Here is a 23,934-nt window from a genome sequence, read left to right as displayed (position 1 = left end):
GATCTATGGACCAGACACCCAATCTCAAACTTCCCTACATCATGCCCAGTCAGGCGCAGAAGCACGTCACACACAATGAGGCTTTGCGTTTTCTCGACGCAGTTGTGCATCTGAGTGTAAAATCCAGAACGCAAACAGGCGCGCCGGAAACACCCGCCGCAGGTGATCGCTACATTGTTGCCGAACCTGCTACCGGCCGGTGGGCCGGAAAAGAGGGTCTGATTGCTTTCTTCATTGATGGGGGATGGTCATTTGCCACCATAGCAAAGGGCTGGCTGGCCTACGTCGAAGACGAAGCCAAGCTATTTGTTTTCAACGGTGTAGAATGGCAGATGACAGGTTCCGTACCAGATAGTCTTTCACTTGCCATGTTGGGCATTCAGACGGCGGCTGATGCGATCAACCGTTTCGCTATTTCTTCTGAAGCAAGCCTCTTTAACAATGCCGGTGCCGGGCATCAGCTCAAGATCAACAAACAAGATGCCGGATATACGGCGAGCCTTCTCTTTCAATCCGGCTGGACCGGACATGCAGAGATGGGCCTGAACGGCGACAATAATTTCAGCATTAAAGTTGGTGACGAGAGTGGAAACTGGCGTGAAGCAATGAAGGTTGATCGCACAACCGGCAATGTGGCTGTCGGTCAGATCTGGCCGGAAACCCGGTTGCATGTCGATGGTCCTATACGCCCGGCCGCTTATGCTGTTGCCACTTTGCCATCGCCGTCCCAGCATGGGGCAGGTGCCATTGTCTTTGTGAGTAACGCCACAGGCGGCGCACAGGTGGCCTATTCGGACGGAGCAGCTTGGCGTAGTGTGCGGACAGGTTCCGTGATCACTTAAAATCCTGATCAGCAAGGCGATTTAAGCTCAACTCACGTTAGGTTTTTTCTCGTTTTAACGTGAGCTTCTCTTTGCCGGGAGCGGCTTGGCCACCGCGGATAGACCGCTCTTATTTTTGTTCTTGCTCGGTGAACCGACGAGTGGTGCGCGTAATGCGAGTCTGCCATGAAGGGTGAGCGCGTCACTGCGAGACATTATGGAATCCGTGGTCAGATCTTTTACGTCTTTTGGTGCCACATCAAAACGCGCTTTGAAGGCTTTTGCAAATTGAGTGCCAGTGTTGAAGCCGCAAAGATAAGCAATCTCCTTGAGCGAAATTGCCTTGCCTTTGTTGTCGGTTATTATTCGGTAAGCGTGATCCAACCTTTTGTCTCGGATGATTTTTGCAACGCCGCCTTCAGCTTCAAAAGCTCTGTAAAGATGTGATCGAGACACCCGAAAGCGATTTTGTATCGAACTCGGGCTCAAGTGAGGACTTGAAATATGATCATCTATGTAGCCCAGGATCCTACTCCGCATCGCTAAACCAGTTGCGCCAATTTTATTACCGTTATCCAGTGTATTTATACTGGAGGCCACGAGTAGTAATAATGCATTTTTGACGGCAAGCTGCTCTGTAGGAGAAAGTTTTTCTGTTATATTTTTTAGTCCGCTTAGATAATCAAAAATCAGTTTAGTGGTCGCATTTTCGGCTTTGAGCACTGTACCGTGAAGTTCCCGCCATCCAATCAATTTTTCAAGTTCATGGCGAGGGATTATAACAGTTATTCTCGTGCCAGCTTCATTTTTGCTTGATACGATTTGAGACAGGTCGAATATTAATATATCGCCCGGCTTTGCAAATACATCGCTTCCGTTAAAGTCACCATGTATAGTTCCCGCAATTATTACGTGCAGAACATAGTGATTAAAGCCTCCTTGTGCGACAGAGCTCGCAGTTCGTTCGCTCTTTTGTTCATTGAAAGACGATGTGCCGATTAGTAGTGTATCGATAACGTGTGATTGAGGCGTATTAAATGCGCCTGCGGCTCTTTCGTCTACTGCGGATTTATCATGATAAAATAATTGGATTGCATCACGCCATAACGCTTCGCGCGTTGTAGAATCCATCAGATCTGTTGATAGAAACAATTCGTCCTGCAGTTCAGAAATATCGCAGTCTGATAATGTCATTGTGTTAAATAGCTCTGGCTAAGCTTGGAATCATATTGATAGTCAATGTTACGAATAATATCGCCAATGAAAATATAAATATTAATTTTTCCGTTAATATTTATTTTATTATTCAAATATCATTTATTAGTTATGTTTATTAAAACTATATTTATTAATGATATGTAATTTAGTAATATAATTTATTATAACCCAATTCAAAGCCCGGCATATTTGATGTTGCCGGGCTGGAATCGTTAAGTTTGGCTATGGTGCAGGCTGTTTAATAAGGGCAGTCGACCTTACCCATTTCCACATAGACGGTCTTGATCTGGCTGTAATGCGTCAGCGCTGCAATCCCGTTTTCGCGACCGATACCAGACTGTTTATATCCGCCGAAGGGTACTTCAACCGGGGTCAGGTTATAGGCATTGATCCAGCAGGTTCCTGCCTTGATTTGTCCGATAACGCGATGGCCCCGTGCGATGTCGGCGGTGAAAACACCTGCAGCCAGACCGAACTCGGTATCGTTGGCACGGGCAATCACTTCATCCTCGTCCGAGAACTCCAGAATACTCATGACCGGGCCGAAGATTTCTTCGCGGGCAATTGTCATGTTGTCGGTTACCTCGGTAAAGACTGTTGGCTCGATGAAACTGCCTTTGTCGAAACCACGCAGCTTCGGAATTCCGCCGCCGTACACAAGCTTCGCGCCTTCCTTCTTGCCCTTTTCGATATAGGACAGAACCTTTTCGCGTTGCGCATTGTTGACGAGCGGCCCCATCTGGGTTGCCTCATCAAGCGGATCACCTATGCGGATTTTTTTCGTGCGCTCAACCAGACGCTCAACAAATGTTTCGCGAATAGCCTTGTGAACAAAGACGCGCGTGCCGTTGGAGCAGACCTGACCGGTCGAATAGAAGTTGCCGAGCATGGCGCCGCCAATGGCACTGTCGATATCGGCATCATCAAAAACGATGATCGGGGATTTGCCGCCAAGCTCCATCGTGACATGTTTCAAATGTTCGCCAGCCTGCGACATGATGCGCTTGCCGGTTGGCACCGACCCTGTGAGCGAAACCTTCGCTGTCATGCGGTGATTGACGAGTGCAGCACCAACATCGCCAAACCCTTGCACAACGTTGAACAGCCCATCTGGAAGCCCAGCCTCTTTGTAGGCCTCGGCCAGTGCAAGCGCCGAAAGAGGGGTGTTTTCGGAGGGCTTGAAGATGAAAGCATTGCCCATAGCCAGTGCAGGCGCGGATTTCCACGCCGCTATCTGGATCGGATAGTTCCATGCACCAATACCAACGCAAATACCGAGTGCTTCGCGGCGTGTATAAGCAAACGACCCGCCGAGCTCCACGAATTCACCGTTAAACCCGGAGATGATACCGCCGAAAAACTCAAGCGCATCGGCTGCTGATGCAGCATCTGCCACCAAGGTTTCCTGAATGGCCTTGCCGGTGTCGAGCGTCTCCAGTTTGGAGAGTTTCTTGTTTTTTTCACGCAGAATTTCGGCGGTGCGGCGCAGAATGCGACCGCGTTCGACCGGCTTGAGCGCTGCCCATTCACCCTGCGCTTTCAATGCCGCAGCGTAGGCATTCTCGATGACATTTGGGGTGGCCGAATAAAGCTTGGCGATTTCCTCACCTGTTGCGGGATAGATAACGGGAAGGGGCTTGCCAGCTTTGTCTTCAACGAATGCACCGCCGATGAAATGCGAGGCTTTGGGTTGGGCTTTCATTATATTCTCCTCGAGTTTCATTAGCGATCAGATACTTCCCAGCGTGGGTTGATCCATGGTTCCTGGTTGGATCGGGCCAGCGGCGTGCGTCCCAGAATATGATCCGATGCCTTTTCGCCGGTCATAATCGATGGGCCGTTGAGATTGCCATTTGTGATACGTGGGAAAATCGACGAATCCGCGACCCGCAATGCTTCAACGCCGATAACACGGCATTCTGGATCAACCACTGCCATTAGATCGTCAACTGATCCCATTTTGCAAGTTCCGCAAGGGTGGAATGCACTTTCCACATGTTCACGAAGGAAATCGTCGATTTCATCATCCGACCGAATATGTGCACCCGGCTGGATTTCCGCGCCGCGGTAAGGGGAAAATGCTTCCTGCCCAAAGATTTCGCGTGTCAGCCGCACACAATGGCGGAAATCGGCCCAGTCATCCTCATGCGACATGTAATTGAACTTTATGACAGGCTTTTCACGTGGATTGGCGGAGCGCAGGGTAACACTGCCGCGAGACTTGGATCGCATCGGTCCGACATGCGCCTGAAATCCGTGCGATTGCGCTGCGGCCTTGCCGTCATAGCGGATTGCGACCGGTAGGAAGTGGTACTGGATATCCGGATATTCCACGCCCGCTTTCGAGCGCACGAAGGCTGCGGATTCGAAATGATTTGTCGCGCCGTCGCCGGTTTTGAAAAACAGCCATTCCGCGCCGATTCTGGCTTTGGAAAACAGGTTGAGTTTGGAATAGAGTGTGATCGGCTGTGTGCATTCCTGCTGGATGTAGACTTCCAGATGATCCTGCAGATTTTGCCCAACGCCGGGGCGATCGGCCACGACTTCTATGCCATGCTCTTTAAGCTGCGCAGCGGGGCCAATGCCTGAAAGCATAAGCAGCTTTGGTGAGTTGATGGATGATGCGGCAATGATGACTTCGCGGCGTGCGCGGATGGTCGAGAAGCTGCGTCCCGCTTCGATTTCAACTCCGACCGCACGCTTTCCTTCCATCACGATTTTTCGTGCTAAGCCTTTGACAAGCTTTACATTTGGTCGCTTAAGGGCAGGTTTCAGATAGGCATTGGCAGCAGACCAGCGACGTCCATTATGGATCGTCTGCTCCATCGGGCCAAAGCCTTCCTGCTTCTCGCCGTTATAATCGTCGGTGACCTCGAAGCCTGCCTGATGTCCGGCATCGACGAAGGCCTTGAACAGTGGGTTGTCGCGACGACCGCGCTGAACATGAAGCGGACCATTGGTGCCGCGCCAGCCTTCCTGTCCACCGTGGGAGTTTTCCATCCGCTTGAAGTAGGGCAATACATCGGCATAGGACCAGCCGCGCGCGCCGCTGTCCGACCAGTGGTCATAATCGCGTGCGTGCCCGCGCACATAAACCATCCCATTGATAGAGGAGGATCCGCCGACGACCTTGCCGCGCGGTGTAACCAGACTGCGCCCGCCAATATGCGGTTCAGGTTCCGTGGAAAAGCCCCAGTCATAAGTTTCCATGTTCATGGGGAAGGAAAGCGCAGCTGGCATCTGGATCAGTGGGCCGATGTCAGGGCCACCAAATTCAATGACGATAACTGAATGTCTGCCATCTTCCGACAGCCGGTAGGCCATAGCTGAACCGGCAGAACCGGAGCCGATAATGACAAAATCCGCTTCCATGTTATTTCTCCGCGGAAAGCTGAACAGCGATGTAGTCTTCAACAAGGGCAATCGCCGATGCCGCATTTGGCGCATCGGCACCAAGGGCGTGGCGGATATAAAGCCCATCGATCAGCGCACCTGCGCCTTCTGCAATACGGTTAGCGCGCTCGTGGCTGGTCAGTTGTTCCAGTGCGTACACGAAGTTTGAATGCAGACGGCGCGCATAGATGCGCAAAAGCCGCTTGGTGTCTTCCGACTGCTGCGCATGAACATAGAAGGTCAGCCAGGCTGCAATCGTTTCCGGCGCAAACTGCGACGCGGAAAAGTTGACCGCGATGATAGCCGCAATGCGCTCATGCGGGGTTTCTACAAGCTTCACGGCGGCGTTTAAATCGCGGCCCAGCTCGCGCAGTAAATGGCGCATGGTGGCAAGGATCAGCTTGTCCTTGCCGCCGAAATAATGATGTGCAAGCGCGGGCGATACGCCTGCTTCATGGGCGATCTGCGCGACAGTGACGTCCAACGAACCACGCTGGCCGATAGTGCGGATGGCAGCATCGATCAGTTCGCGCCGCCTTAAGGGTTCCATCCCGATCTTGGGCATAATCGTCATCCGGGTTGAGGGCTTTGGATGTGTATTTTAGCTTTGATTGACTGATCAATCAATAAAAACCCGAATGGCACTGAAATGTGGAATTTTGTCCCGTTAAACTTGTATCCACATTGTGGGCTTGCGGGGTTTGAATGCTCTGCATACATTCAGATAATGAGCAGAGCTTTCACCAAAGAACAGGATGACGCTCCCACCGATCTCGGTGAGCGTCCTATCAGTCCGCACCGCAATCTCGTTACGCCCAACGGCTTGAAGATGATTGACGACGAGCTTGCACGGCTTCACCGCGAACTGGCGGAAGCAAATGTTGCAGGCGAGCGCTCGGCAATTGCCCGTTTGTCGCGTGATTTGCGCTACTGGACTTCGCGTCGTGAAACCGCAGAGCTATCCGTGCCCGAACCCGGGAGCGAGGTTGTTCGTTTTGGCATGACGGTTGAACTCGAAAACCTTGATGATGGCGGTACGCGGGTCTGGACCATTGTTGGCGAAGACGAGGCGGACCCTGCCAATGGCAAGATTTCCCACGTTTCGCCTGTAGCGATCATGCTTTTCGGCAAGCCGGTGGGCGACGTGCTGAAAATCAATGGCAAAGACTGGGAGATTGTGGCAGCGTCGGTTTAATTTACAGCCACCCTTTCCTGCGGAAATAGAACAGCGGCAGCAGGGCAGAGGCCACCATCAGGCCAAGCGCCATTGGATAGCCCCATGGCGAGTTCAGCTCCGGCATGAATGAGAAGTTCATGCCATAGATGGAGGCGACGAGCGTTGGTGGCATGAAGCCCACGGCTGCGACCGAGAAAATCTTGATGATCGCGTTTTGCTCGACTGAAATCAGTCCCACAATCGTATCAAGCAGGAATGTGACCTTGTTGGACAGAAAGTCCACATAGGCAACCAGTGACTGCGCATCACGTTCCAACGATTTGATCCATGAACGCGTGTCTTTTTTGGTCGCAACCGGGCTGTTGATTGCGGAGAGATAAACCAGCATTCGGCTGACGCCTGCCAGACTTTCCCGCATTCGCGATAGAAACGTACCCTGTCCACCGATCTGCGTGAGAATATGCCGGAAGTCCTCAGTCGTCATAGGACGCGCCTTGGGCTGGCGGCGATAGATCGAGTGCGAGGCTGCATCGATTTTGCCTGCAACACCTTCCAGAATATCTGCCAGACGATTGGTGGTTGCCTCAATTATGCCGAGCATGATGGAGAGGCCCGAACACTTAACGGGGATTAAGCCATTTCCGGGCTTCGTCGCACGTGTGATATAGATGCTCACAGATTTGGGGTTGGCATAACGCACTGTCACGAGGCGTTGGCCATAAATAATGAAGGTCACAGGGGCCAGCTCCCGATGATCGAGATCGACGGCGTGAAGGATCGAGACAGTCAGGTATTGCGCACCGTTTTCCATGTAAAAACGGCTCGATTCTTCAATTTCCGTCATATCTTCGCGGGTTGGGATCGAGATGCCTGTCCACGCTTCGACGATGTGATCCTCGTTGACGCCGGGTGCGAGGAGGTCAATCCAGATGACGTTATCGGGTAATGGCGTTCCCGGCTCTACCTCGACCCGTTCGAGATGATCTCCGTTAAGGCAGTAAAGATTGATCATGCGGCACCCGATTGCAAAGTCTGAGATTTCATCAGCCACCTTGCGTCAAAAATGTTAACGGAATGCGGCAAACGGCTTTTAAACGCCTTTTATCACAATGTTTAAGCACTTGCGCCAGCCGTACGATGTAGTACACCCCTTCTTCTACAATAAGGTCGAGATGAAAGGTGCAGGCGTTATGAGCCACACAACTCCTGCGGCAGACGTCCCGCTGGTCGATGCTGAAGTTGATAGCGTGCCGCCACCGCCTGAGCCGGAAAAGCAAAGCGGCGCCCTTCGCATACTTCTTGGACTGAGTCTTGTTCTGATCGCCGCAAATCTCCGTCCTGTTTTCTCGAGTGTTTCGGTTTTGCTTCCCGAAATTATTGAAGCGACTGGAATGTCCGGTGTGGGCGCAGGAATTCTCACAACCCTGCCTGTTGTTTGCCTTGGGCTCTTTGCACCTTTTGCACCACGTCTTGCGCAGCGGTTTGGTGCTGAGCGGGTTTTATTGTTTGTGCTTATTGTACTCACCATTGGCACGGCTCTGCGTGGTATTGGCAGTTCTGCAACGCTTTATCTGGGTGCGGCACTGGCAGGAGCGGCCATTGCGACGGGTAATGTGCTGTTACCGGGCGTCGTCAAACGCGACTTTCCCAAAACTGCGGCCATTATGACAGGGCTCTACACAATGGCCCTGTGCGGTGGCGCTGCTGCTGCGGCGGGTTTCACAATCCCGATTGAACACATCCTTGGCGGCTCATGGAGCTTGGCTCTGGCCTTCTGGGCAGTACCGGCGGCACTCGTTCTGGCGCTCTGGCTGCCACAGGCACTGCGTGCAAAGCATAATGTGTCGCATTCCGGGTTTAAGGTAAAAGGTCTCTGGAAAGACAGGCTTGCGTGGCAGGTTACGCTGTTCATGGGACTGCAATCATCAACGGCTTATATCGTTTTTGGATGGCTTGCACCGATCTTGCGGGAACGGGGGCTGACTGCGACGGCTGCCGGTGGCCTCGTTTCCTTCTCGATTATGGCGCAGGTTATAACCTGTCTGGCGGTTCCGTCGATTGCTACGCGTCAAAAGAACCAGAGCCTTTTGAATGTCATCCTTTGCATGAGTGCTGCCTTGCCACTCATCGGTTTTCTCTATCTGCCACAATGGAGTTTCTGGGTTCTTGCAACGATCCAGGGCATCGGGCAGGGCGGGCTGATTGCTGCTGCAATGATGGTTATCGTCCTGCGTTCACCCGATTCTCATACGGCGGCGCATCTTTCGGGAATGGCGCAATGTGTCGGATACACGCTTGCAGCTATAGGGCCGTTGATTGTGGGCGTGATCCATAGCGCGACAGGCAGCTTCGCAGCCTGCGGCATTTTCTTTGCACTTCTGGGGGCGGGTGCAGCCTTCAATGGCTGGGGCGCAGGACGCGCGCAGCATGTTGGCGCGACCCTGATTAAAGAACAATAGAAAAAGCCCCGAAAATCGGGGCTTTTTTACTGAGCTGTTAAAGTTTAGACGAACTGACCAAGGCCGGGAATTGAGCCGATGACAGCATCGACTGGTTCGTCACCAGCTTTTTCCTTGGCAAAGCGGATCGTTTCCTTGGCAACGCCCGAGATTTCGCCCATGCCAAGACCTGCACTCATCAATTGCGAGCCGAGGCCCATCACGCCGCCCATCAGACCTGACAGAAAACCACCGCCCTTAACCTGTGAGATAGCCTCTTCTGCACCCGGAAATGCTGCAATCAGCTGCTGCACCTTATCTGCGGGGCCTTCCTTTTGCAGAAAAGCCAGAATCAGACCGACAGACTTTTCAGCCGTGGCGGCATCTATGCCGACATTTGAGGTGATGCGCGCAATCAGTTCATCCATAGAGAGTCTCCCAAAAACTTACGTTTACGTAATATGCATTGTGGTTCGAACTTTGCAAGTGGTCTGTGCACGTAACAGGTAAGTTTTGAGACAGGCACTGTATGAAATTAAACATCGAACCAGAAATATGGCTTAACCGTTGTTGCAGGACAACGGTGCCTGTATAGTCTTGTGCAAGCATATTTTTTATGGAGCGACCTGCCTGATGACTGCTGATGATGCCATTTTTCTTGGTGCAAGCCGCAAACCAGATGATTCCTATCAGCAGCCAGAATACCTGGCCCTGAAATATGGTAACAGGCATGGCCTTGTTACAGGTGCCACGGGTACGGGTAAAACCGTCACCTTGCAGGTTCTTGCCGAGAGCTTTTCTGCTGCCGGTGTTCCCGTTTTTTGTGCAGACATCAAAGGCGATCTGTCGGGTATTGCCGCCCCCGGTGTGGCTAGCGAAAACCTTACGAAACGCGCTGAAGAAGTTGAACTGTCACCTTATGAACTGCGTGCTTCTCCGGTTATCTTCTGGGATATTTTCGGTGAAAAGGGACATCCGGTCCGTGCAACCATCTCTGAAATGGGCCCCTTGCTGCTCTCGCGTCTGATGAATCTGACCGATGCGCAGGAAGGGGTGCTCAATGTTGCCTTCCGTCTTGCCGATGAAGAAGGCCTGCTGCTGCTTGATCTGAAAGACTTGCAGGCTATTCTCGCGGAAATGGCGGAACGTTCTGCCGAGCTTTCAGCAAAATATGGCAACGTCAACAAAGCATCGGTCGGCGCCATACAGCGTTCGCTGCTCGTGCTCGATCAACAGGGTGGCACCAAGTTTTTTGGCGAGCCGGCGCTTCGTATTGCCGATTTGATGCGCACGACGACCGATGGTCGGGGCGTGATCAGCGTGCTTGCCGCTGACAAGCTGATGATGAGCCCGCGTCTTTATTCGACATTTCTGCTGTGGCTGATGTCAGAGCTGTTTGAAGAGCTTCCCGAAGTGGGCGACCCGGATAAGCCACGTCTGGTCTTCTTCTTTGATGAAGCGCATTTGTTGTTTGACGAGGCACCGAAGGCGTTGGTTGATCGCGTCGAGCAGGTGGTTCGTCTGATCCGTTCCAAGGGCGTGGGCGTTTATTTTGTGACGCAGAACCCGCTTGATGTGCCTGAAACAGTGCTCGCTCAACTCGGTAATCGCGTGCAGCATGCGCTTCGCGCTTATACGCCACGCGAAACAAACGCAGTGAAGACGGCTGCCGATACATTTCGTCCGAACCCCGATTTCAAGACATTTGAAGCGATCACCAATCTTTCGACGGGTGAAGCGCTGGTCTCTACCCTGCAGGCTAAGGGCGTGCCTTCGATGGTGCAGCGTACATTGATCCGTCCGCCTTCGTCTCAGATTGGACCTCTGTCACCGGAAGCGCGTGCGAGAATTATTGCAGCAAGCCCGGTTGCCGGTCAGTATGATCAGGCTGTGGACAGGGATTCTGCATTTGAAATGCTGGCGCGCAAAGCGCAGGCCTCTGCAGATGCAAAGCAGAGCGAGAAAGAAGAAGTGTCCGGTCAGGGCGGCGGTATTCTTGGCGATCTTTTGGGAACTGCGCTTGGAACGGGTCGCCGATCAGGCCGTCAGACAGTTGCAGAAACGGCTATGAAATCGGTGGTTCGTTCTGTCAGTACGTCACTGGGAAGGGCGCTTGTACGCGGCATCCTGGGCAGCTTCAAACGTTGATAGAATTTGAGCCAGAAACGAAAAAAGCCCCGGAAAACCGGGGCTTTTTTAATGTATCTCGCAAATTCGGGATTACATGACCAGAATAGGCGATTTTGGCGGAACACGATTATAAAGATCGATGATGTCCTGATTGAGCAGACGAACGCAGCCAGAGGAAACGGCCTTACCGATTGACCACCATTCAGGATTGCCATGAAGACGGTAGATCGTGTCCTTGCCATCCTTGAAGATGTAAAGAGCGCGGGCGCCGAGCGGGTTCTTCAGACCCGGAGCCATACCGCCATTGCGCGAGCTGTATGGTTCGAGTTCTGGCTGACGCGCAACCATTTCATCCGGTGGCGTCCAGCGCGGCCATTCGCGCTTGTACTGAATGACTGCGCGACCTGACCATGCAAAGCCATCGCGACCGATACCGACGCCATAGCGCATTGCCTGACCGTTGCCGAGTACGAGATAGAGGAAGCGATTGGTCGTATCGACAACGATCGTCCCTGGCATTTCGCCTGTCGGATCCTGAACAACCTGACGCAGATAGCGCTTGTCCATCTTCTGGATCGGTATAGCAGGGAGCTGGTAGCCATTGTCTTCAACGGCTGCATACATGGATGCCCAGCTTCCATAGGAAGAATCAACACTGGCTTGCGGCGTCCTGTTGATTGGGTTGCCATTGGCATCAACATCGACGATTGGAACATTCTGCCCCAACTGAGCACAACCGGCGAGGCCGGCCGCCGCTGTTGCTGTCATGGCCGTCAAAAAGGAACGGCGGGTAAGGGTCGTTTGCATATGAAAACCATTTTCGTGGCGGGAGGATTTTTAGATACACCGGTTAGGGTTAAAGAAGTGCGACCAACTTGTTGTGATAGACGCAAATTGTGCGGCTATAACGGTGTTGAGCGCGTTTCGTTGCGGGCAAAACGCCTTATAAATGTGGCCAGCCGCCGTTCACATTATGGCCTAAACATGGCTGCGGCGCTGCAGCAGGTATCGTGTTGCCGCTGCGACACAATTTTAGCAATACCAAGAGGTTGCAGATCACAAACGCATATTCACGTTTTAGTGATATTTAATCCAGTAACTGAAGACTCGGTAGTATGAGCTCTGGAGGATACTGCTTATACTCATCCGGTTGATTGGATCGGTTGATCCAGACCGCGCGCATTCCGAATCGCGCAGCTCCGGCCACATCCCAGCGATTGGAAGATTGAAATGAAATCGCCGACGGATAAAGCCGCCATTGCATCGTGATGAGTTCATAGACTGACGGGGACGTCTTGTAACGCTGGACACTATCGGCGGAGATGACATCATCCAGCAGGACATCAAGCGCAGAGGATTTGACTGCGGCGTCAAGCATGGCGGGTGAACCGTTGGAAAGAATAGCTAAACGCGCCCCTCGGCTTTTCAGGCTTTTGAGCGCCGCAGGCACTTCCGGATAACAGTCCAGCTTCCAGTAAGCGTCAAGCAAATCGTTGCGAAGTGCCGGATCGACGGATGGATAACGTGCAAAGGCAAAATCAAGCGCTTCTTCCGTGAGTTTCCAGAAGTCGCGATATTCGCCCATCAGGCTAAGCGTCCACGAATATTCGAGCTGCTTGGTACGCCAGAGCAGCGAAAAAGCCGCACCATCTGGCCCCGCTTTATCTTCATGCCTACGCACGGCGGAATGCACATCGAACAATGTACCATACGCGTCGAAAACATAGGAACTGTGTGGCAACGATTTTCTCCGTTCGTACATCGGTCTCAAAAAAATAAAATGAACCCTATCCTCGTGCAATTTCAATAAAAATTCATTGATTTGGCCGGTGAATTTAGAAAATGCGCCATTGCCGCATGCAGCGTTGCGGCCTATGTAGGTTGCGCACGCAAGTTTCCGGGCACGTGTTCGCACTGCCCCCAAGTAGCTGCCTATTGCAGGCTGAAAGACAAGAGGAGAGTTCCAATGGCCTTTGAACTGCCCGCCCTTCCGTACGATTATGACGCACTTGCTCCGTTCATGTCGCGCGAAACCCTCGAATTCCACCATGACAAACACCATCAGGCTTATGTTACCAATGGTAACAAGCTGCTCGAAGGTTCAGGCCTTGAAGGCAAGAGCCTCGAAGAAATCGTCAAGGAAAGCTTCGGAAAGAATCAGGCGCTCTTCAACAATGCCGGTCAGCACTACAACCATCTCCATTTCTGGAACTGGATGAAGAAAGACGGCGGCGGCAAGAAGCTTCCGGGCGCTCTTGAAAAGGCAATTGAATCCGATCTTGGCGGCTACGACAAGTTCCGTGAAGACTTCATCGCAGCTGGCGCTGGTCAGTTCGGTTCGGGCTGGGCATGGCTGTCGGTTAAAGACGGCAAGCTCGAAATCTCGAAGACTGCAAACGGTGAAAGCCCGCTGGTTCACGGCGCAACGCCTATCCTCGGCGTCGACGTATGGGAACATTCCTACTACATCGATTACCGCAACGCACGTCCGAAGTACCTTGAAGCTTTCGTTGATAGCCTTGTGAACTGGGATTACGTTCTGGAGCTTTACGAAAAGGCATAATTGCCGTTTCATTGTTATCTGCAAGAACCCCGCGAAAGCGGGGTTTTTCTTTGCGTAGAAAGCCCAATGTGCATCAATGGAATAAAAAGATGAATATAAAAATCAAGTAATTCGATTTTAAGTGCCCATGCTTTTTGATTCTGTATTCACTTAAAAAATAGTATTTTGATCAAGTTTTTCACGTTGTCGTGAATAAACTGTAATAATCGATATAAAGTCGACTGTTTTACTTTTTATTTCCCCATTTTATTTGGTGCGTTTGTTGCAAAGGCTAAAAATGTATTGGATATTTTTAGCTAGGAACTTTTTTGCAAAATTTTCAGATGCGGAGGATCGCATGCGTTCATTCTTTCTCGCCGTGAGTTCAGTGGCTCTTTTGACTTCCGGTATGGCTCATGCCGATGCGATTGCAGATCGTCAGGCAATTATGAAGGATATGGGGCGTTCTGTCGGCCAGCTTGCGCCAATGGTGAAGGGTGATAAGCCTTTCGATGCGGCAACCGCTCTGGCAGCCCTTGAAAAGATTGATGCGGACGCAAAAAAGTTCGACGTTGATACCTTGTTCCCTGCGGGTTCAGATCAAGGCGACACGGAAGCTTCGCCAAAGATTTGGGAAAACAAGGAAGACTTCGTCAAGCACGTCGAAAAATTCCGCTCGGACGCAGCAGCAGCGCTTGCAGCCAAGCCTGCTGATCTTGATGCTTTGAAGCCAGCCTTTCAGCAGGTCGCAGCTAATTGCGGTTCCTGCCACCAGGCCTATCGCGTAAAGAAAAACTGATCCAATACATGATCCGAAAACTCGCATATGCCGCAGGCGCTTTGATCATCATTGTAGCCGCCAGTTTCTGGGTGCTGACAACGCCTCAGTCGGTGGATCAGTCGGTGATTGCATCCTTGCAACCGGGTGATGCGGCAAAGGGTGAGCAAGTGTTTTGGGCAGGAGGCTGCGCCTCCTGCCATGCGGCTCCCGGAACGTCTGGCGATGGGCGCAAGGTGTTGGCCGGAGGGCATGAACTGGTTTCGGATTTTGGTATATTCGTAGCGCCCAATATTTCTCCGTCAGTGCAAGGTATCGGTAACTGGACCCTGTACGACTTTGCAAATGCAATGCTGAAAGGTGTGGGACGGGCAGGGGAGCACCTTTACCCGTCTTTCCCTTATACGTCCTATGCAAAAATGCAGCCTCAGGATGTTGCAGACCTTTTCGCCTATATGAAAACCCTGCCTGCGTCGGATAATGTGGCGCCACCCCATAAGCTCAGCTTCCCGTTTAACATCCGCCGTGGATTGGGGCTTTGGAAGCAGCTTTATCTTTCCGATAAGCCGGTCGTTGAACTGGCTAATACATCCGATCAGGTAAAGCGCGGCCAATATCTGACGGAAGCGCTCGGTCATTGTGGCGAGTGCCATACGCCGCGCACTATCATTGGCGGCCTTGATGACAAGCAATGGATGGCGGGCGCTCTGTCGCCCGAGACGGGCAGCGATGGTCGCAAGGGCGTTGTACCCAATATTACCGCTGGTGAGGGCGGTATTGGTGGCTGGAGCGAGAACGATATTGCCTATGCGCTGCAAAGTGGTTTCACGCCGGATTTTGACTCACTCGGCGGATCAATGGCCGATGTCGTTGCCAATATGGCGCATCTGACAGATGCCGATCGCGACGCGATTGCTGCCTATCTGAAGGCTATTCCGGCGCATTCAAACGGCTATCCGTCCAGCCGCTAATTAGCGCTTCGTGCAGCGAACAACTGTTGCCGCACCCGCATTGGTGTATTTGCTCTGCATCGTGTAGAGCCAACCTTTACACTCAGCCATTGTCTTGAAGCAGCGAAAGCGATCAATCGGCACCAGCCCATCGCCACCGCTGACAAATGGTGAATCGTCCACACCGCTGAACTGCCCGACAATGACTCCGCTACCGCGTGGCGGCGTATTGCAACGTTGACCCGCAAATTCGCTGACGTTTTTGCGGACTTGCGCATGCGCCGAAGTCATATTTGCTGAAATGGGTGCTGTTGCTAGAGGCAAAGCGACAAGAGCAGTCAAAAATGCGCGATGCATGAACTGATCTCCAAGTCTGTTTCTCTGAACAATATAAGCCCAATAAAAACTCCCGGCAAATGAATTGCCGGGAGTTTTTTCAATATGCTTCTGCTGAGCATTAAGCTTTACCGACTGCCTTTAGCGCAAAAGCATAGGTGTAGGCGACTTCTTCCAGTCGGGAGAAACGACCCGAGGCACCGGCATGTCCTGCATCCATATTAATGCGGAAAAGAACCGGATGATTGTCTGTTTTAAGCTCACGCAGTTTTGCAACCCACTTGGCGGGCTCCCAATAGGTAACGCGCGGGTCGGTCAGACCAGCCACTGCCAGAATTCGCGGATAGGCTTGTGCCCTGACATTATCGTAAGGCGAATAGGACGCTATATTGCGATAATCCGCTTCTGAAGTGATTGGATTGCCCCATTCCGGCCATTCAGGCGGTGTCAGCGGCAGCGTATCATCGAGCATGGTGTTGAGAACATCGACAAACGGTACTTCCGCGATTATGCCGCCAAAGGCTTCCGGCGCCATATTGGCGATAGCGCCCATCAGCATACCGCCTGCCGAACCGCCATGAGCAACAATGCGATCATGGTTGGTGAAACCTTGCGTTACGAGGTGTTTTGCTGCTGCGATGAAATCCGTAAACGTGTTGGTCTTCTGTTCACGTTTGCCGTTCTCGTACCAGGCAAAGCCCTTGTCCTTGCCGCCACGAATATGGGCGATGGCATAGACAAATCCGCGATCCACGAGCGACAGGCGCGAGGTGCTGAAGCTTGCCGGAATGGTGATGCCGTAGGAACCATAGCCATAAAGCAGGCAAGGGGCCGAGCCGTCGAGCTTTGTATCCTTATGATAGATCAGCGAAACGGGCACGAGTTCACCATCCGCAGCCGGAGCGAGAACGCGCCGTGTAACGTAATCAGCAATATTATGGCCTGATGGGACTTCCTGCGTTTTGAGCAGTGCGCGTTCACGCGTGCGCATGTTGTAATCGAACAGCTGCTCAGGGGTGGTCATGGAAGAATAGGAGAAACGAATAACATCCGTATCATATTCCGCGCTGCCATGCAGGCCGAGCGAATAGGCTTCTTCGTCGAATGCGATGGCGTGTTGCTCGCCGGTTTCGCGATCACGGATAACGATGCGCGGCAGGCCATTGTCACGCTCCATCCAGACCAGATGCCGCTTATAGGCGGAATGCGACAGGATCAGGCGGCCCGGTACTTCAGGAACCAGCTCTTCCCAGTTTTCAGGCTGCGGTGCCGATGCCGGTGCGCGCATGATCTTGAAATCTTTGGCGCCATCAACATTGGTCAGAATGAAGAATTCATCGCCGCCAGGCGCGATATCGTATTCGACGCCTGTTTTACGAGCCATGATCAGCTGCGGTTTTGCAGATGGATCATTGGCCGGCAACAACCAGCATTCAGAAGTCTCGTGATCATGAATATCGATGAAGATAAAGTCATCGAGTGCCGAGCCGCCAACGCCAAGGAAGAAACCGGCATCCTTTTCTTCAAAGATCAGCCTGTCCTGCGCCTGCACCGTGCCGATCTCATGGTAGAAAACCTTGGACGGCCGGTGATTTTCATCCAGCAAAGTATAGAAAAAGCCGTTGCTGCCAGCATCCCAGCTTCCGCTGCCATTGGTATCTGTCAGAATATCTTCGAGATCCGACATGCTTTCGAGGTCACGTATCCTGAGCTTGTAAAACTCAGATCCCTTGTCGTCATAGCCCCAGATCAAGCGATTGTGATCAGGTGAATGATCGGCAGATGCGAGGCGGAAATAGGCTTTGTCTTCGGCTTCCTTGTCGCCGTCGAGCAGAATGGTTTCATCGCCGCCGTCGCGTGGTGTTCGAATGAAGTAAGGCTGCTCGCCGCCGGTACGGAAGGACATGCCGTAAGCATAGGGGCCATCCTTAGACGGAATCGATGAATCGTCTTCCTTGATGCGACCCCGCATCTCGGCAAAAAGCTGCTTCTGAAGCGCATCGGTGTCCTGCATCAAAGCGGTCTGATAGGCATTTTCCGCCTCCAGATGTTCGCGAATTTCGGACGCCAGGACAGACGGGTCTTTGAAGACTTCCTGCCAGTTGTCAGCGCGAAGCCAGGCATAATCATCGGTACGGGTGATTCCGTGGCGTGTGTCGCTCAGGGCGTGCTTTGGTGCTTTTGGTGGCTGAGGAAAATAGGTATCGTGCGGCATGTAAAATCCAGTAAAAGGCAAATGAAATCAATCCGAACCGTGTTGACGGTCCGGACTGTGAAACGCAAGAATTAATCCTGATCGAAGATCAAGGCATTGCCGTTCATGCAATAGCGCAGGCCGGTTGGCGGAGGGCCGTCTGGAAAGACGTGCCCCAGATGCGCGTCACAATCCGAACAGCGGATTTCAGTACGGTTCATGCCGTAAGAATGATCTTCAAATGCTGATACGGCATCTGGCTCGATTGGCTGGTAAAAGCTCGGCCAGCCGGTGCCGGACTCATATTTCGCTTCCGATTTGTAGAGTGGTCGGTCACAGCAAACACAACGATAGGTTCCGTGTAAGGAACTGTCGAAATTCGGGCTTGAAAAAGCACGTTCTGTGCCGTGTTGGCGCGTGATCTGATACTGGATCGGCGTAAGCTGTTCGCGCCATTCAGCGTCGGTCTTAACAACCTTCAGCTTGCGGGTTTGATTGGTAGAGTTGGACATGTTTCTCTCCTGCCTATGGAGCCTTGCAGTATGAATCAGAAGTCGGTGAGATAGCGCTAGAGGGTGTAAGTCGTTCTATAAACACTCGATATTGTCTGCACTGGCTTCTCTATCTGCTTTGAATGTTAGGTTATATATAGTTGTACAAAATATGAAATGCGAGATTATTTGGATGAAATATATTTGATGTCCGCCACTTTGCTGCCAGACTCGCTGGTCATAGTTGCAGACAGCAAATTGTGTTTATTTAAGCTTGAATGAAAAGACTTGATGAAGAAAAATATTGCTTAATCGTGGCTTGCGTATTAAAGAAGTCTTATGCAAAATCTACTTTTTCTGTTAAATTTTTGAATACGTTATTGAAATGGGGATCGAACGCTTTGTGCTCGGTCAGTCCTGTTTATACGCAGAACATTGATTTGGAAACATTCTATTTGTTTCGTCAAGAAGAGTTGAGGCGTTCTGATGTAATATGTTTTGACAATTCTATTGCAAATGACACTATTCGTTGTTATTTGCGACGCCAAACAGATTGGGCAGGGCTAACGAATTCGAGTGGGCGGTATCCACTTTTTAAAAGGCGCCGTTTGCAAGACTTAAAGAGCAAATCAAAAAGGAAAAATAATGGAAACCCCTGAAATTTACGACGATAACGCAGAGCTTCTTCTTAGTCTGACTGCAGACGTTGTTGCCGCGTACGTTGGAAATAATTCTATCCGTGCAAGCGAGTTGCCTCTTCTTATTTCGGAAGTGCATTCAGCGTTTAAGAGCCATGTTGCCCGTGAAGAAGCACCCGTCGTTGTCGAAAAGCCAAAACCTGCTGTAAATCCAAAGAAGTCGGTACACGACGACTATATTATTTGTCTCGAAGACGGCAAGAAGTTCAAGTCGCTGAAGCGCCATCTTATGACCCATTACAGCATGACTCCTGAACAGTATCGTGAAAAGTGGGATCTGGATCCTAACTACCCGATGGTTGCTCCAAATTACGCTGCGGCACGCTCGCGTTTAGCAAAGAAAATGGGTCTGGGCCGTAAGCCCAAGGACGCATAAATTTCTGATATTATTTCGACTGGAATTATTGGTCGAGGTAAAATTTAAAATGGTCCGAACCTTTTGGTTCGGGCCATTTTTGTGATACTTTATTGTCATAAGAATTGCGATTTTTCTTGTGTTCCAGCCACTTTGGCGGTGAGCCTGTCGAGGGCTTGTTTGAGTGCTATATGCCTATTGAGGTCATAGCTCCAGTGTCCATTGACACCGCGTAAACGTTCTCGTTCGATAAGCCGGTTCAATCTCCCGCACGCACTTTTCTTTTCTTCCGTAGATGCGTTTAGCAGTTGATTCATGTCGACACCGGCGATGATCTGCAATGCTACACGTTGCATTGAACACGTCTGCTGGTCTGCTTTAAAGGCTAAAAACTCTTTGCGGGCTTTTGAAAGTGCTGTTTCCACCTTGGCGCCTTTCGTCGGTTGATCATTTTCCTGCCGACAAGATGGCTTGGTTTTACTTGATGGGGATAATATTCCTATTTTTACAAAAAGCCGTGGATATCTTGAATCTCTGTTTATTTAATAAACTTATCCCCACTTGCATATTCCTCAGTATAAGAAGATATTCCTATAACGGTGAGGAAAGATGAATGTCTTTGAAATTTTCGGATATCATCCATACCCGGGCAGAAGCCCTTGAGGCTTTGAAGATAATCGCGGCGCGTCACGGGCGAACTTTAAAACCCGATAATCCGAGTCTTGTGTTGGAGCGAAAACGTCGGGAAAGAAGCGTTGAAATATGTGATGCGTTGATTGATTTTCTGTCGGTATATTTTGCTGTCAGCAGCGCAGAACTACGCTCGCCATTGAGGGGAAGGAAAGAGGTGGCGCACATTCGGCAGTTAGGAATGTATCTTGCGCATACTTCTTTCAGCATGGTGATGAGCGAGGTGGCTGTCGGCTTTTGCCGAGAGCGGACAACAGTCATGTATGCCTGCCACCTGGTGGAAGACCGTCGCGAAGACGAAGAGTACGATGCGGTCGTTTCGACACTTGAAAAATTTGTAAATTCGGGATTTCCGGCTTGGAGGATAGCAGCATGAGGGAAGGGCGCTCCACTTCTGAATTACGCATCATCCGCTTTTTGAAGTACGGCAGTTGTGAAGTTCAGGATTCAGTGCGCGATACGCATGTGTTGCTCGTTGGCGAGCAGGGCAGTATCGCTGTTACGCGTGCTGAAATTGATGAAATGCAGAGAATTGGAGTTCTGGTTTGTGAAAATCAGAGCCTGGCACTTGCAAATCAAGGGAAAAAGCGCCGAAGAACGCTGTCGCAATCAAAGAATTTGCATCCTAAAACTGAGACTTTAGAACTACCACACGGTGAAAAGATTGAAATAAACCCATCGGAATCTCCTTTGGCGAAGCTTTATCGTCTGCGTAATTCTGATGGAGAGAGCTTTATCACAGAAGATGAATTTCGGGCTGGTGAAAGATTGCGTTCTGATTTTACACGAGGCTCAATGATGCCTTCTATTTCAGCGCGATGGGATGTGCCTGCAGGCAATTCTGGTCATTATGGAGCGTGCGGCATGGCAGAACTAACTGATATTGCGCTGGCAAGTCGTATAAGGGTTGAGCGCGCACTTGAAGCAGTCGGGCCCGAACTCAGCGGTGTTCTTATTGATGTGTGCTGCTTTCTCAAAGGGCTTGAACTGGTTGAACGAGAGCGACAATGGCCTGTACGCTCAGGCAAGATGTTATTAAAGACTGCCCTAGCAATGCTGCACCGGCATTTTAATCCACCACGTAGGAGTGAAAGTGGTGTTTCACCCGTACTTCATTGGGGAACTGGTGATTATCGCCCTGCTGCTCACCCTGGAAGGAATTGATGGTGCAAATTAGAGTTCACCGCACAAGGTGATCTTATTCATCCACGGAGTTGTTTGTATAGCACCACATTGAGACATTGTAGCGATGATGAACAATAGCAGACAGAACCTCGAACGCGTTTTAGCTGAACTGGATAAGCGCACAGCACATGAGACTGTGTTTATGAAAGTTTATGCGCAAATCGCGCGAGCTGAGGCCGATGCTTCTGATATGCGCCGCAATGATCAACGGCCTATTGGCCCGCTTGATGGACGGATTGTTTCAATCAAGGACCTTTTCGACGTCAAGGGTGAGCCCACGCTCGCAGGTTCTGTTGTGTTAAACACGACTTCGGATGCGAGTGAAGACGCCACAGTAGTTAAACGACTGCGGGCTGCAGGTTCCGTCATCATCGGCAAAACACATATGACTGAATTTGCTTTTACGGCAGTTGGGTTAAATCCGCATTATCCAGTTCTTGCGAATGCAATCGATCCGCAATGCGTGCCAGGCGGTTCGTCCTCAGGTGCTGCGGTGTCGGTCGCTGAAGGCACGAGTGAAATTGCTATCGGTTCTGACACGGGCGGCTCGATTCGTATTCCTGCCGCATTAAACGGATTGGTTGGTTTTAAGCCCACCGCGAAGCGTATTCCTCTTGATGGAGCTGTTCCATTGGCGCCGTCGCTTGATTCGATAGGACCAATAGCCAGAACTGTTGCGGATTGTGTTATGGCGGATGCGGTCATGGCGGGGGAGGAGCCGGTCTTGCCAGAACCCGTCGGTTTGGACGGACTAAAGATCGGGCTACCGGAGGGCATGCTGCTGGCCGATATAGAGCCAGACGTTCATGATGCTTTTAAACGAAGCCTTGCTCTGTTTGAAGATGCGGGTGCGCGGATCGTTTCGTTTGAGTTGAATGATCTCATTCTTGAACTACAGAAGGCCACTTCCATTGGTTCTATTGCGGGTATTGAGGCAAGCCGTATTCATGCGGATAGCTGGCTGAAAGATCCGGATGCGAATGTTGATGATCGTGTAAAACATACCCTCGCAAAACGTCTGAGTGTTTCTGAAAGTGATTACCAGAGGCTTATGCAGGCGCGGCAGCGTCTGATTGCCGAAATGGATCGACGACTTGCTGATGTTGATTTCTTGATGACACCAACCACACCAATTGTTGCGCCGGCCATTGCTTCGGTGAGCAAAGATGAGGACGAGTATGATCGGGTCGAAGGGCTGCTCTTGCGCAATACGCAAATTGCCAATCAATTCGATCTTTGCAGTATTACGCTGCCGGTTCCTGTCCCAGGAATGCCAGTTGGCCTGATGCTTACTGCGCGTAACGGGGCTGACAGGAAATTGCTTGCCGCTGCACTTGCCGTGGAAAAGCTTTTAAGCTGAAACTTTGAGCGCCTCTGCATCACGGCGGATACGAGCGACCATAGAGCGCAGACCATTAGAACGCTGCGGCGTGAGATGCTCGTCCAGTCCGAGTTTCTTGAGAACTGCTTCTGGGTCGGATGCAACAATTTCGGAAGCTTTGCGCCCCGAATAAAAAGCAAGAACAATGGCAACCAGACCGCGCACGATATGCGCATCAGAATCACCCAAAAAATCAATAACCGGATCAGCTCCCTCATGCGGAATGGTCTTGAGCCAAACCTGACTGACACAGCCCTGCACCTTGTGTGCGGCATCGCGCGCATCATCGGGGTAAGCAGGCAATTCTTTCCCAAGATCAATTACATAGCGATAGCGATCTTCCCAATCGTCGAGAAATTCGAAGTCGGAAACGATGTTATCGATTGTCGTGGTCATGTTATCTGCTCAAATTGGGTGTTCGTATCTTTATTTATATAAGGACAAACCGCGCCAACGTCACCCCAAACCGTCAGTTTTGAGTGGGAATTGCACCTGTCACCAAACCGTCCCGTGCGCGAAGTCCTTCGGCACGCGGAGTGGGGGTGGGAATTTTCGAGATAAAAGAATGGTTTGGTTGGCTGGCAGCTTCCTGTTTTACTGTGGACTGTGCTGTGGCTGGTGCGGCGTTTGGCGGCTTTTTGCCGAAACGATCGCTCAGATAGTCGAGCACATTGCCGCTGCGTTCCATCGCGCGGCTTGCAGTGCTGGATAGAAAAGATGCGCCATTCTCGCAAAGAGATGGATTATTAACGCAGAATTTGCCGAGTTCCAGCGCCGTTTTTCCATTGGAAAACATTTCATCAACCGAGTTCGGATTCGCGTTTGACGTGGAATCGAGCTGCTTTGGGGCGTGTGCATTTTCTTCATCCGCAGGAAAAAAGTGCGGCATTATCATAAATGCCAACGACAACCATATTGCGGATTTTATGAGAAAACGGATCATTGCTCTTCAAAGTTATGGCCGGGATTGGCAAAAATATTCTTCACGAAATTTGAAAAGATTCCGTAACCGTCAGAATCAAAGATCCAAAAACCATTGTGGCGGGCAAGTACCTGGCAGAGTCACACCTTTATCCACCTTCTGTTTACCATAGTGGGAAAACTCTGCCTTCAGACTGTCAGATTTTGCATCAATCTGCTCGTGGTGGCCTCGTTTT

General features: G+C 51.2%; 25 protein-coding genes. 11 read left to right on the top strand and 14 right to left on the bottom strand.

Annotated elements, in window-relative coordinates; all coding sequences use genetic code 11:
- Nucleotides 1-5: 5 nt before the first annotated feature.
- The gene (locus tag H5024_RS09700; protein WP_187545868.1) at nucleotides 6-842 is read left to right on the top strand and encodes a DUF2793 domain-containing protein; all 837 of its coding nucleotides are present in this window, start codon (nucleotides 6-8) and stop codon (nucleotides 840-842) included.
- A 54-nt stretch (nucleotides 843-896) separates the two neighbouring features.
- Here H5024_RS09700 and H5024_RS09695 read toward each other — a convergent pair whose 3' ends face one another.
- From H5024_RS09695 to betI, 4 genes are all read right to left on the bottom strand, one after another.
- Complete coding sequence (locus H5024_RS09695; RefSeq protein WP_187545865.1) at nucleotides 897-2,015, bottom strand: helix-turn-helix domain-containing protein; 1,119 nt, start codon at nucleotides 2,013-2,015, stop codon at nucleotides 897-899.
- 262 nt (nucleotides 2,016-2,277) lie between these two features.
- A complete protein-coding gene (gene betB / locus H5024_RS09690) occupies nucleotides 2,278-3,741 on the bottom strand; it encodes a betaine-aldehyde dehydrogenase (RefSeq protein ID WP_187545863.1) in 1,464 nt (487 codons plus the stop codon).
- A gap of 20 nt (nucleotides 3,742-3,761) precedes the next feature.
- Entirely contained in the window at nucleotides 3,762-5,411 is a 1,650-nt protein-coding gene (gene betA / locus H5024_RS09685; RefSeq protein WP_187545860.1) for a choline dehydrogenase, read from the bottom strand.
- A 1-nt stretch (nucleotide 5,412) separates the two neighbouring features.
- Nucleotides 5,413-5,997, bottom strand: coding sequence for a transcriptional regulator BetI (gene betI / locus H5024_RS09680; protein ID WP_187545857.1), 585 nt, complete (start codon nucleotides 5,995-5,997; stop codon nucleotides 5,413-5,415).
- Between the two features lie 162 nt (nucleotides 5,998-6,159).
- On the opposite strand from betI, the gene H5024_RS09675 reads away from it, so the two are divergent.
- On the top strand, nucleotides 6,160-6,627 hold the full coding sequence (locus H5024_RS09675) for a GreA/GreB family elongation factor (protein ID WP_187545855.1): 468 nt from the start codon (nucleotides 6,160-6,162) through the stop codon (nucleotides 6,625-6,627).
- Nucleotide 6,628: 1 nt separating this feature from the next.
- Here H5024_RS09675 and H5024_RS09670 read toward each other — a convergent pair whose 3' ends face one another.
- Nucleotides 6,629-7,621 (bottom strand): magnesium transporter CorA family protein, encoded by a 993-nt coding sequence (locus tag H5024_RS09670; protein ID WP_187545853.1) that lies wholly within the window; start codon nucleotides 7,619-7,621, stop codon nucleotides 6,629-6,631.
- A 178-nt stretch (nucleotides 7,622-7,799) separates the two neighbouring features.
- Here H5024_RS09670 and H5024_RS09665 point away from each other — a divergent pair, with 178 nt between their 5' ends.
- Nucleotides 7,800-9,068 carry a CynX/NimT family MFS transporter gene (locus H5024_RS09665; RefSeq protein ID WP_247875226.1) on the top strand — a complete coding sequence of 423 codons (1,269 nt, stop codon included), beginning with the start codon at nucleotides 7,800-7,802 and terminating at the stop codon, nucleotides 9,066-9,068.
- A gap of 44 nt (nucleotides 9,069-9,112) precedes the next feature.
- Here the strand turns inward: H5024_RS09665 and H5024_RS09660 are convergent, their stop codons facing one another.
- Nucleotides 9,113-9,475, bottom strand: coding sequence for a DUF2267 domain-containing protein (locus H5024_RS09660; RefSeq protein WP_187545848.1), 363 nt, complete (start codon nucleotides 9,473-9,475; stop codon nucleotides 9,113-9,115).
- A gap of 205 nt (nucleotides 9,476-9,680) precedes the next feature.
- On the opposite strand from H5024_RS09660, the gene H5024_RS09655 reads away from it, so the two are divergent.
- A complete protein-coding gene (locus tag H5024_RS09655) occupies nucleotides 9,681-11,195 on the top strand; it encodes a helicase HerA-like C-terminal domain-containing protein (RefSeq protein ID WP_187545845.1) in 1,515 nt (504 codons plus the stop codon).
- 72 nt (nucleotides 11,196-11,267) lie between these two features.
- Here H5024_RS09655 and H5024_RS09650 read toward each other — a convergent pair whose 3' ends face one another.
- Nucleotides 11,268-11,984, bottom strand: coding sequence for a L,D-transpeptidase (locus H5024_RS09650; RefSeq protein WP_187545843.1), 717 nt, complete (start codon nucleotides 11,982-11,984; stop codon nucleotides 11,268-11,270).
- A 280-nt stretch (nucleotides 11,985-12,264) separates the two neighbouring features.
- The gene (locus tag H5024_RS09645; protein ID WP_187545840.1) at nucleotides 12,265-12,918 is read right to left on the bottom strand and encodes a haloacid dehalogenase type II; all 654 of its coding nucleotides are present in this window, start codon (nucleotides 12,916-12,918) and stop codon (nucleotides 12,265-12,267) included.
- 225 nt (nucleotides 12,919-13,143) lie between these two features.
- On the opposite strand from H5024_RS09645, the gene H5024_RS09640 reads away from it, so the two are divergent.
- The 3 genes from H5024_RS09640 to H5024_RS09630 all read left to right on the top strand — a co-directional run bounded on the left by H5024_RS09640 (nucleotide 13,144) and on the right by H5024_RS09630 (nucleotide 15,468).
- Nucleotides 13,144-13,740, top strand: a complete 597-nt coding sequence (locus tag H5024_RS09640; RefSeq protein ID WP_187545838.1) for a superoxide dismutase — start codon at nucleotides 13,144-13,146, stop codon at nucleotides 13,738-13,740.
- Nucleotides 13,741-14,077: 337 nt separating this feature from the next.
- Nucleotides 14,078-14,518 carry a cytochrome c gene (locus H5024_RS09635; protein ID WP_187545836.1) on the top strand — a complete coding sequence of 147 codons (441 nt, stop codon included), beginning with the start codon at nucleotides 14,078-14,080 and terminating at the stop codon, nucleotides 14,516-14,518.
- 8 nt (nucleotides 14,519-14,526) lie between these two features.
- Complete coding sequence (locus tag H5024_RS09630) at nucleotides 14,527-15,468, top strand: cytochrome c (protein WP_187545833.1); 942 nt, start codon at nucleotides 14,527-14,529, stop codon at nucleotides 15,466-15,468.
- On the opposite strand, the gene H5024_RS09625 is transcribed toward H5024_RS09630, so the two are convergent.
- The 3 genes from H5024_RS09625 to msrB form a co-directional block, all read right to left on the bottom strand.
- Nucleotides 15,469-15,804 (bottom strand): hypothetical protein, encoded by a 336-nt coding sequence (locus tag H5024_RS09625; protein ID WP_337961953.1) that lies wholly within the window; start codon nucleotides 15,802-15,804, stop codon nucleotides 15,469-15,471.
- 100 nt (nucleotides 15,805-15,904) lie between these two features.
- A complete protein-coding gene (locus H5024_RS09620; RefSeq protein ID WP_187545830.1) occupies nucleotides 15,905-17,998 on the bottom strand; it encodes a S9 family peptidase in 2,094 nt (697 codons plus the stop codon).
- 71 nt (nucleotides 17,999-18,069) lie between these two features.
- Complete coding sequence (gene msrB / locus H5024_RS09615) at nucleotides 18,070-18,489, bottom strand: peptide-methionine (R)-S-oxide reductase MsrB (protein ID WP_187545828.1); 420 nt, start codon at nucleotides 18,487-18,489, stop codon at nucleotides 18,070-18,072.
- Nucleotides 18,490-19,113: 624 nt separating this feature from the next.
- On the opposite strand from msrB, the gene H5024_RS09610 reads away from it, so the two are divergent.
- Nucleotides 19,114-19,542 carry a MucR family transcriptional regulator gene (locus H5024_RS09610; RefSeq protein WP_187545825.1) on the top strand — a complete coding sequence of 143 codons (429 nt, stop codon included), beginning with the start codon at nucleotides 19,114-19,116 and terminating at the stop codon, nucleotides 19,540-19,542.
- Between the two features lie 95 nt (nucleotides 19,543-19,637).
- On the opposite strand, the gene H5024_RS09605 is transcribed toward H5024_RS09610, so the two are convergent.
- The gene (locus H5024_RS09605; RefSeq protein ID WP_210309678.1) at nucleotides 19,638-19,877 is read right to left on the bottom strand and encodes a cytoplasmic protein; all 240 of its coding nucleotides are present in this window, start codon (nucleotides 19,875-19,877) and stop codon (nucleotides 19,638-19,640) included.
- A gap of 263 nt (nucleotides 19,878-20,140) precedes the next feature.
- Here H5024_RS09605 and H5024_RS09600 point away from each other — a divergent pair, with 263 nt between their 5' ends.
- From H5024_RS09600 to H5024_RS09590, 3 genes are all read left to right on the top strand, one after another.
- On the top strand, nucleotides 20,141-20,587 hold the full coding sequence (locus H5024_RS09600; protein ID WP_187546750.1) for a helix-turn-helix domain-containing protein: 447 nt from the start codon (nucleotides 20,141-20,143) through the stop codon (nucleotides 20,585-20,587).
- Nucleotides 20,584-21,375: a DUF6456 domain-containing protein gene (locus H5024_RS09595; protein ID WP_187545821.1), complete on the top strand. Its 792-nt coding sequence runs from the start codon at nucleotides 20,584-20,586 to the stop codon at nucleotides 21,373-21,375. The genes H5024_RS09600 and H5024_RS09595 overlap by 4 nt, the downstream gene beginning before the upstream one ends.
- Before the next feature lie 88 nt (nucleotides 21,376-21,463).
- A complete protein-coding gene (locus H5024_RS09590) occupies nucleotides 21,464-22,756 on the top strand; it encodes an amidase (protein ID WP_187546748.1) in 1,293 nt (430 codons plus the stop codon).
- Here H5024_RS09590 and H5024_RS09585 read toward each other — a convergent pair.
- Nucleotides 22,748-23,173, bottom strand: a complete 426-nt coding sequence (locus H5024_RS09585) for a SufE family protein (RefSeq protein WP_187545819.1) — start codon at nucleotides 23,171-23,173, stop codon at nucleotides 22,748-22,750. The two genes, H5024_RS09590 and H5024_RS09585, sit on opposite strands and share 9 nt — an antisense overlap.
- Before the next feature lie 73 nt (nucleotides 23,174-23,246).
- A complete protein-coding gene (locus H5024_RS09580; protein WP_187545816.1) occupies nucleotides 23,247-23,720 on the bottom strand; it encodes a hypothetical protein in 474 nt (157 codons plus the stop codon).
- Nucleotides 23,721-23,934: the final 214 nt, after the last annotated feature.

This window comes from Ochrobactrum sp. Marseille-Q0166, assembly GCF_014397025.1.
GTDB lineage: Bacteria > Pseudomonadota > Alphaproteobacteria > Rhizobiales > Rhizobiaceae > Brucella.
Note: the sequence above shows the minus strand (reverse complement) of the source record. Positions and strands in the feature narration are given on the sequence as shown.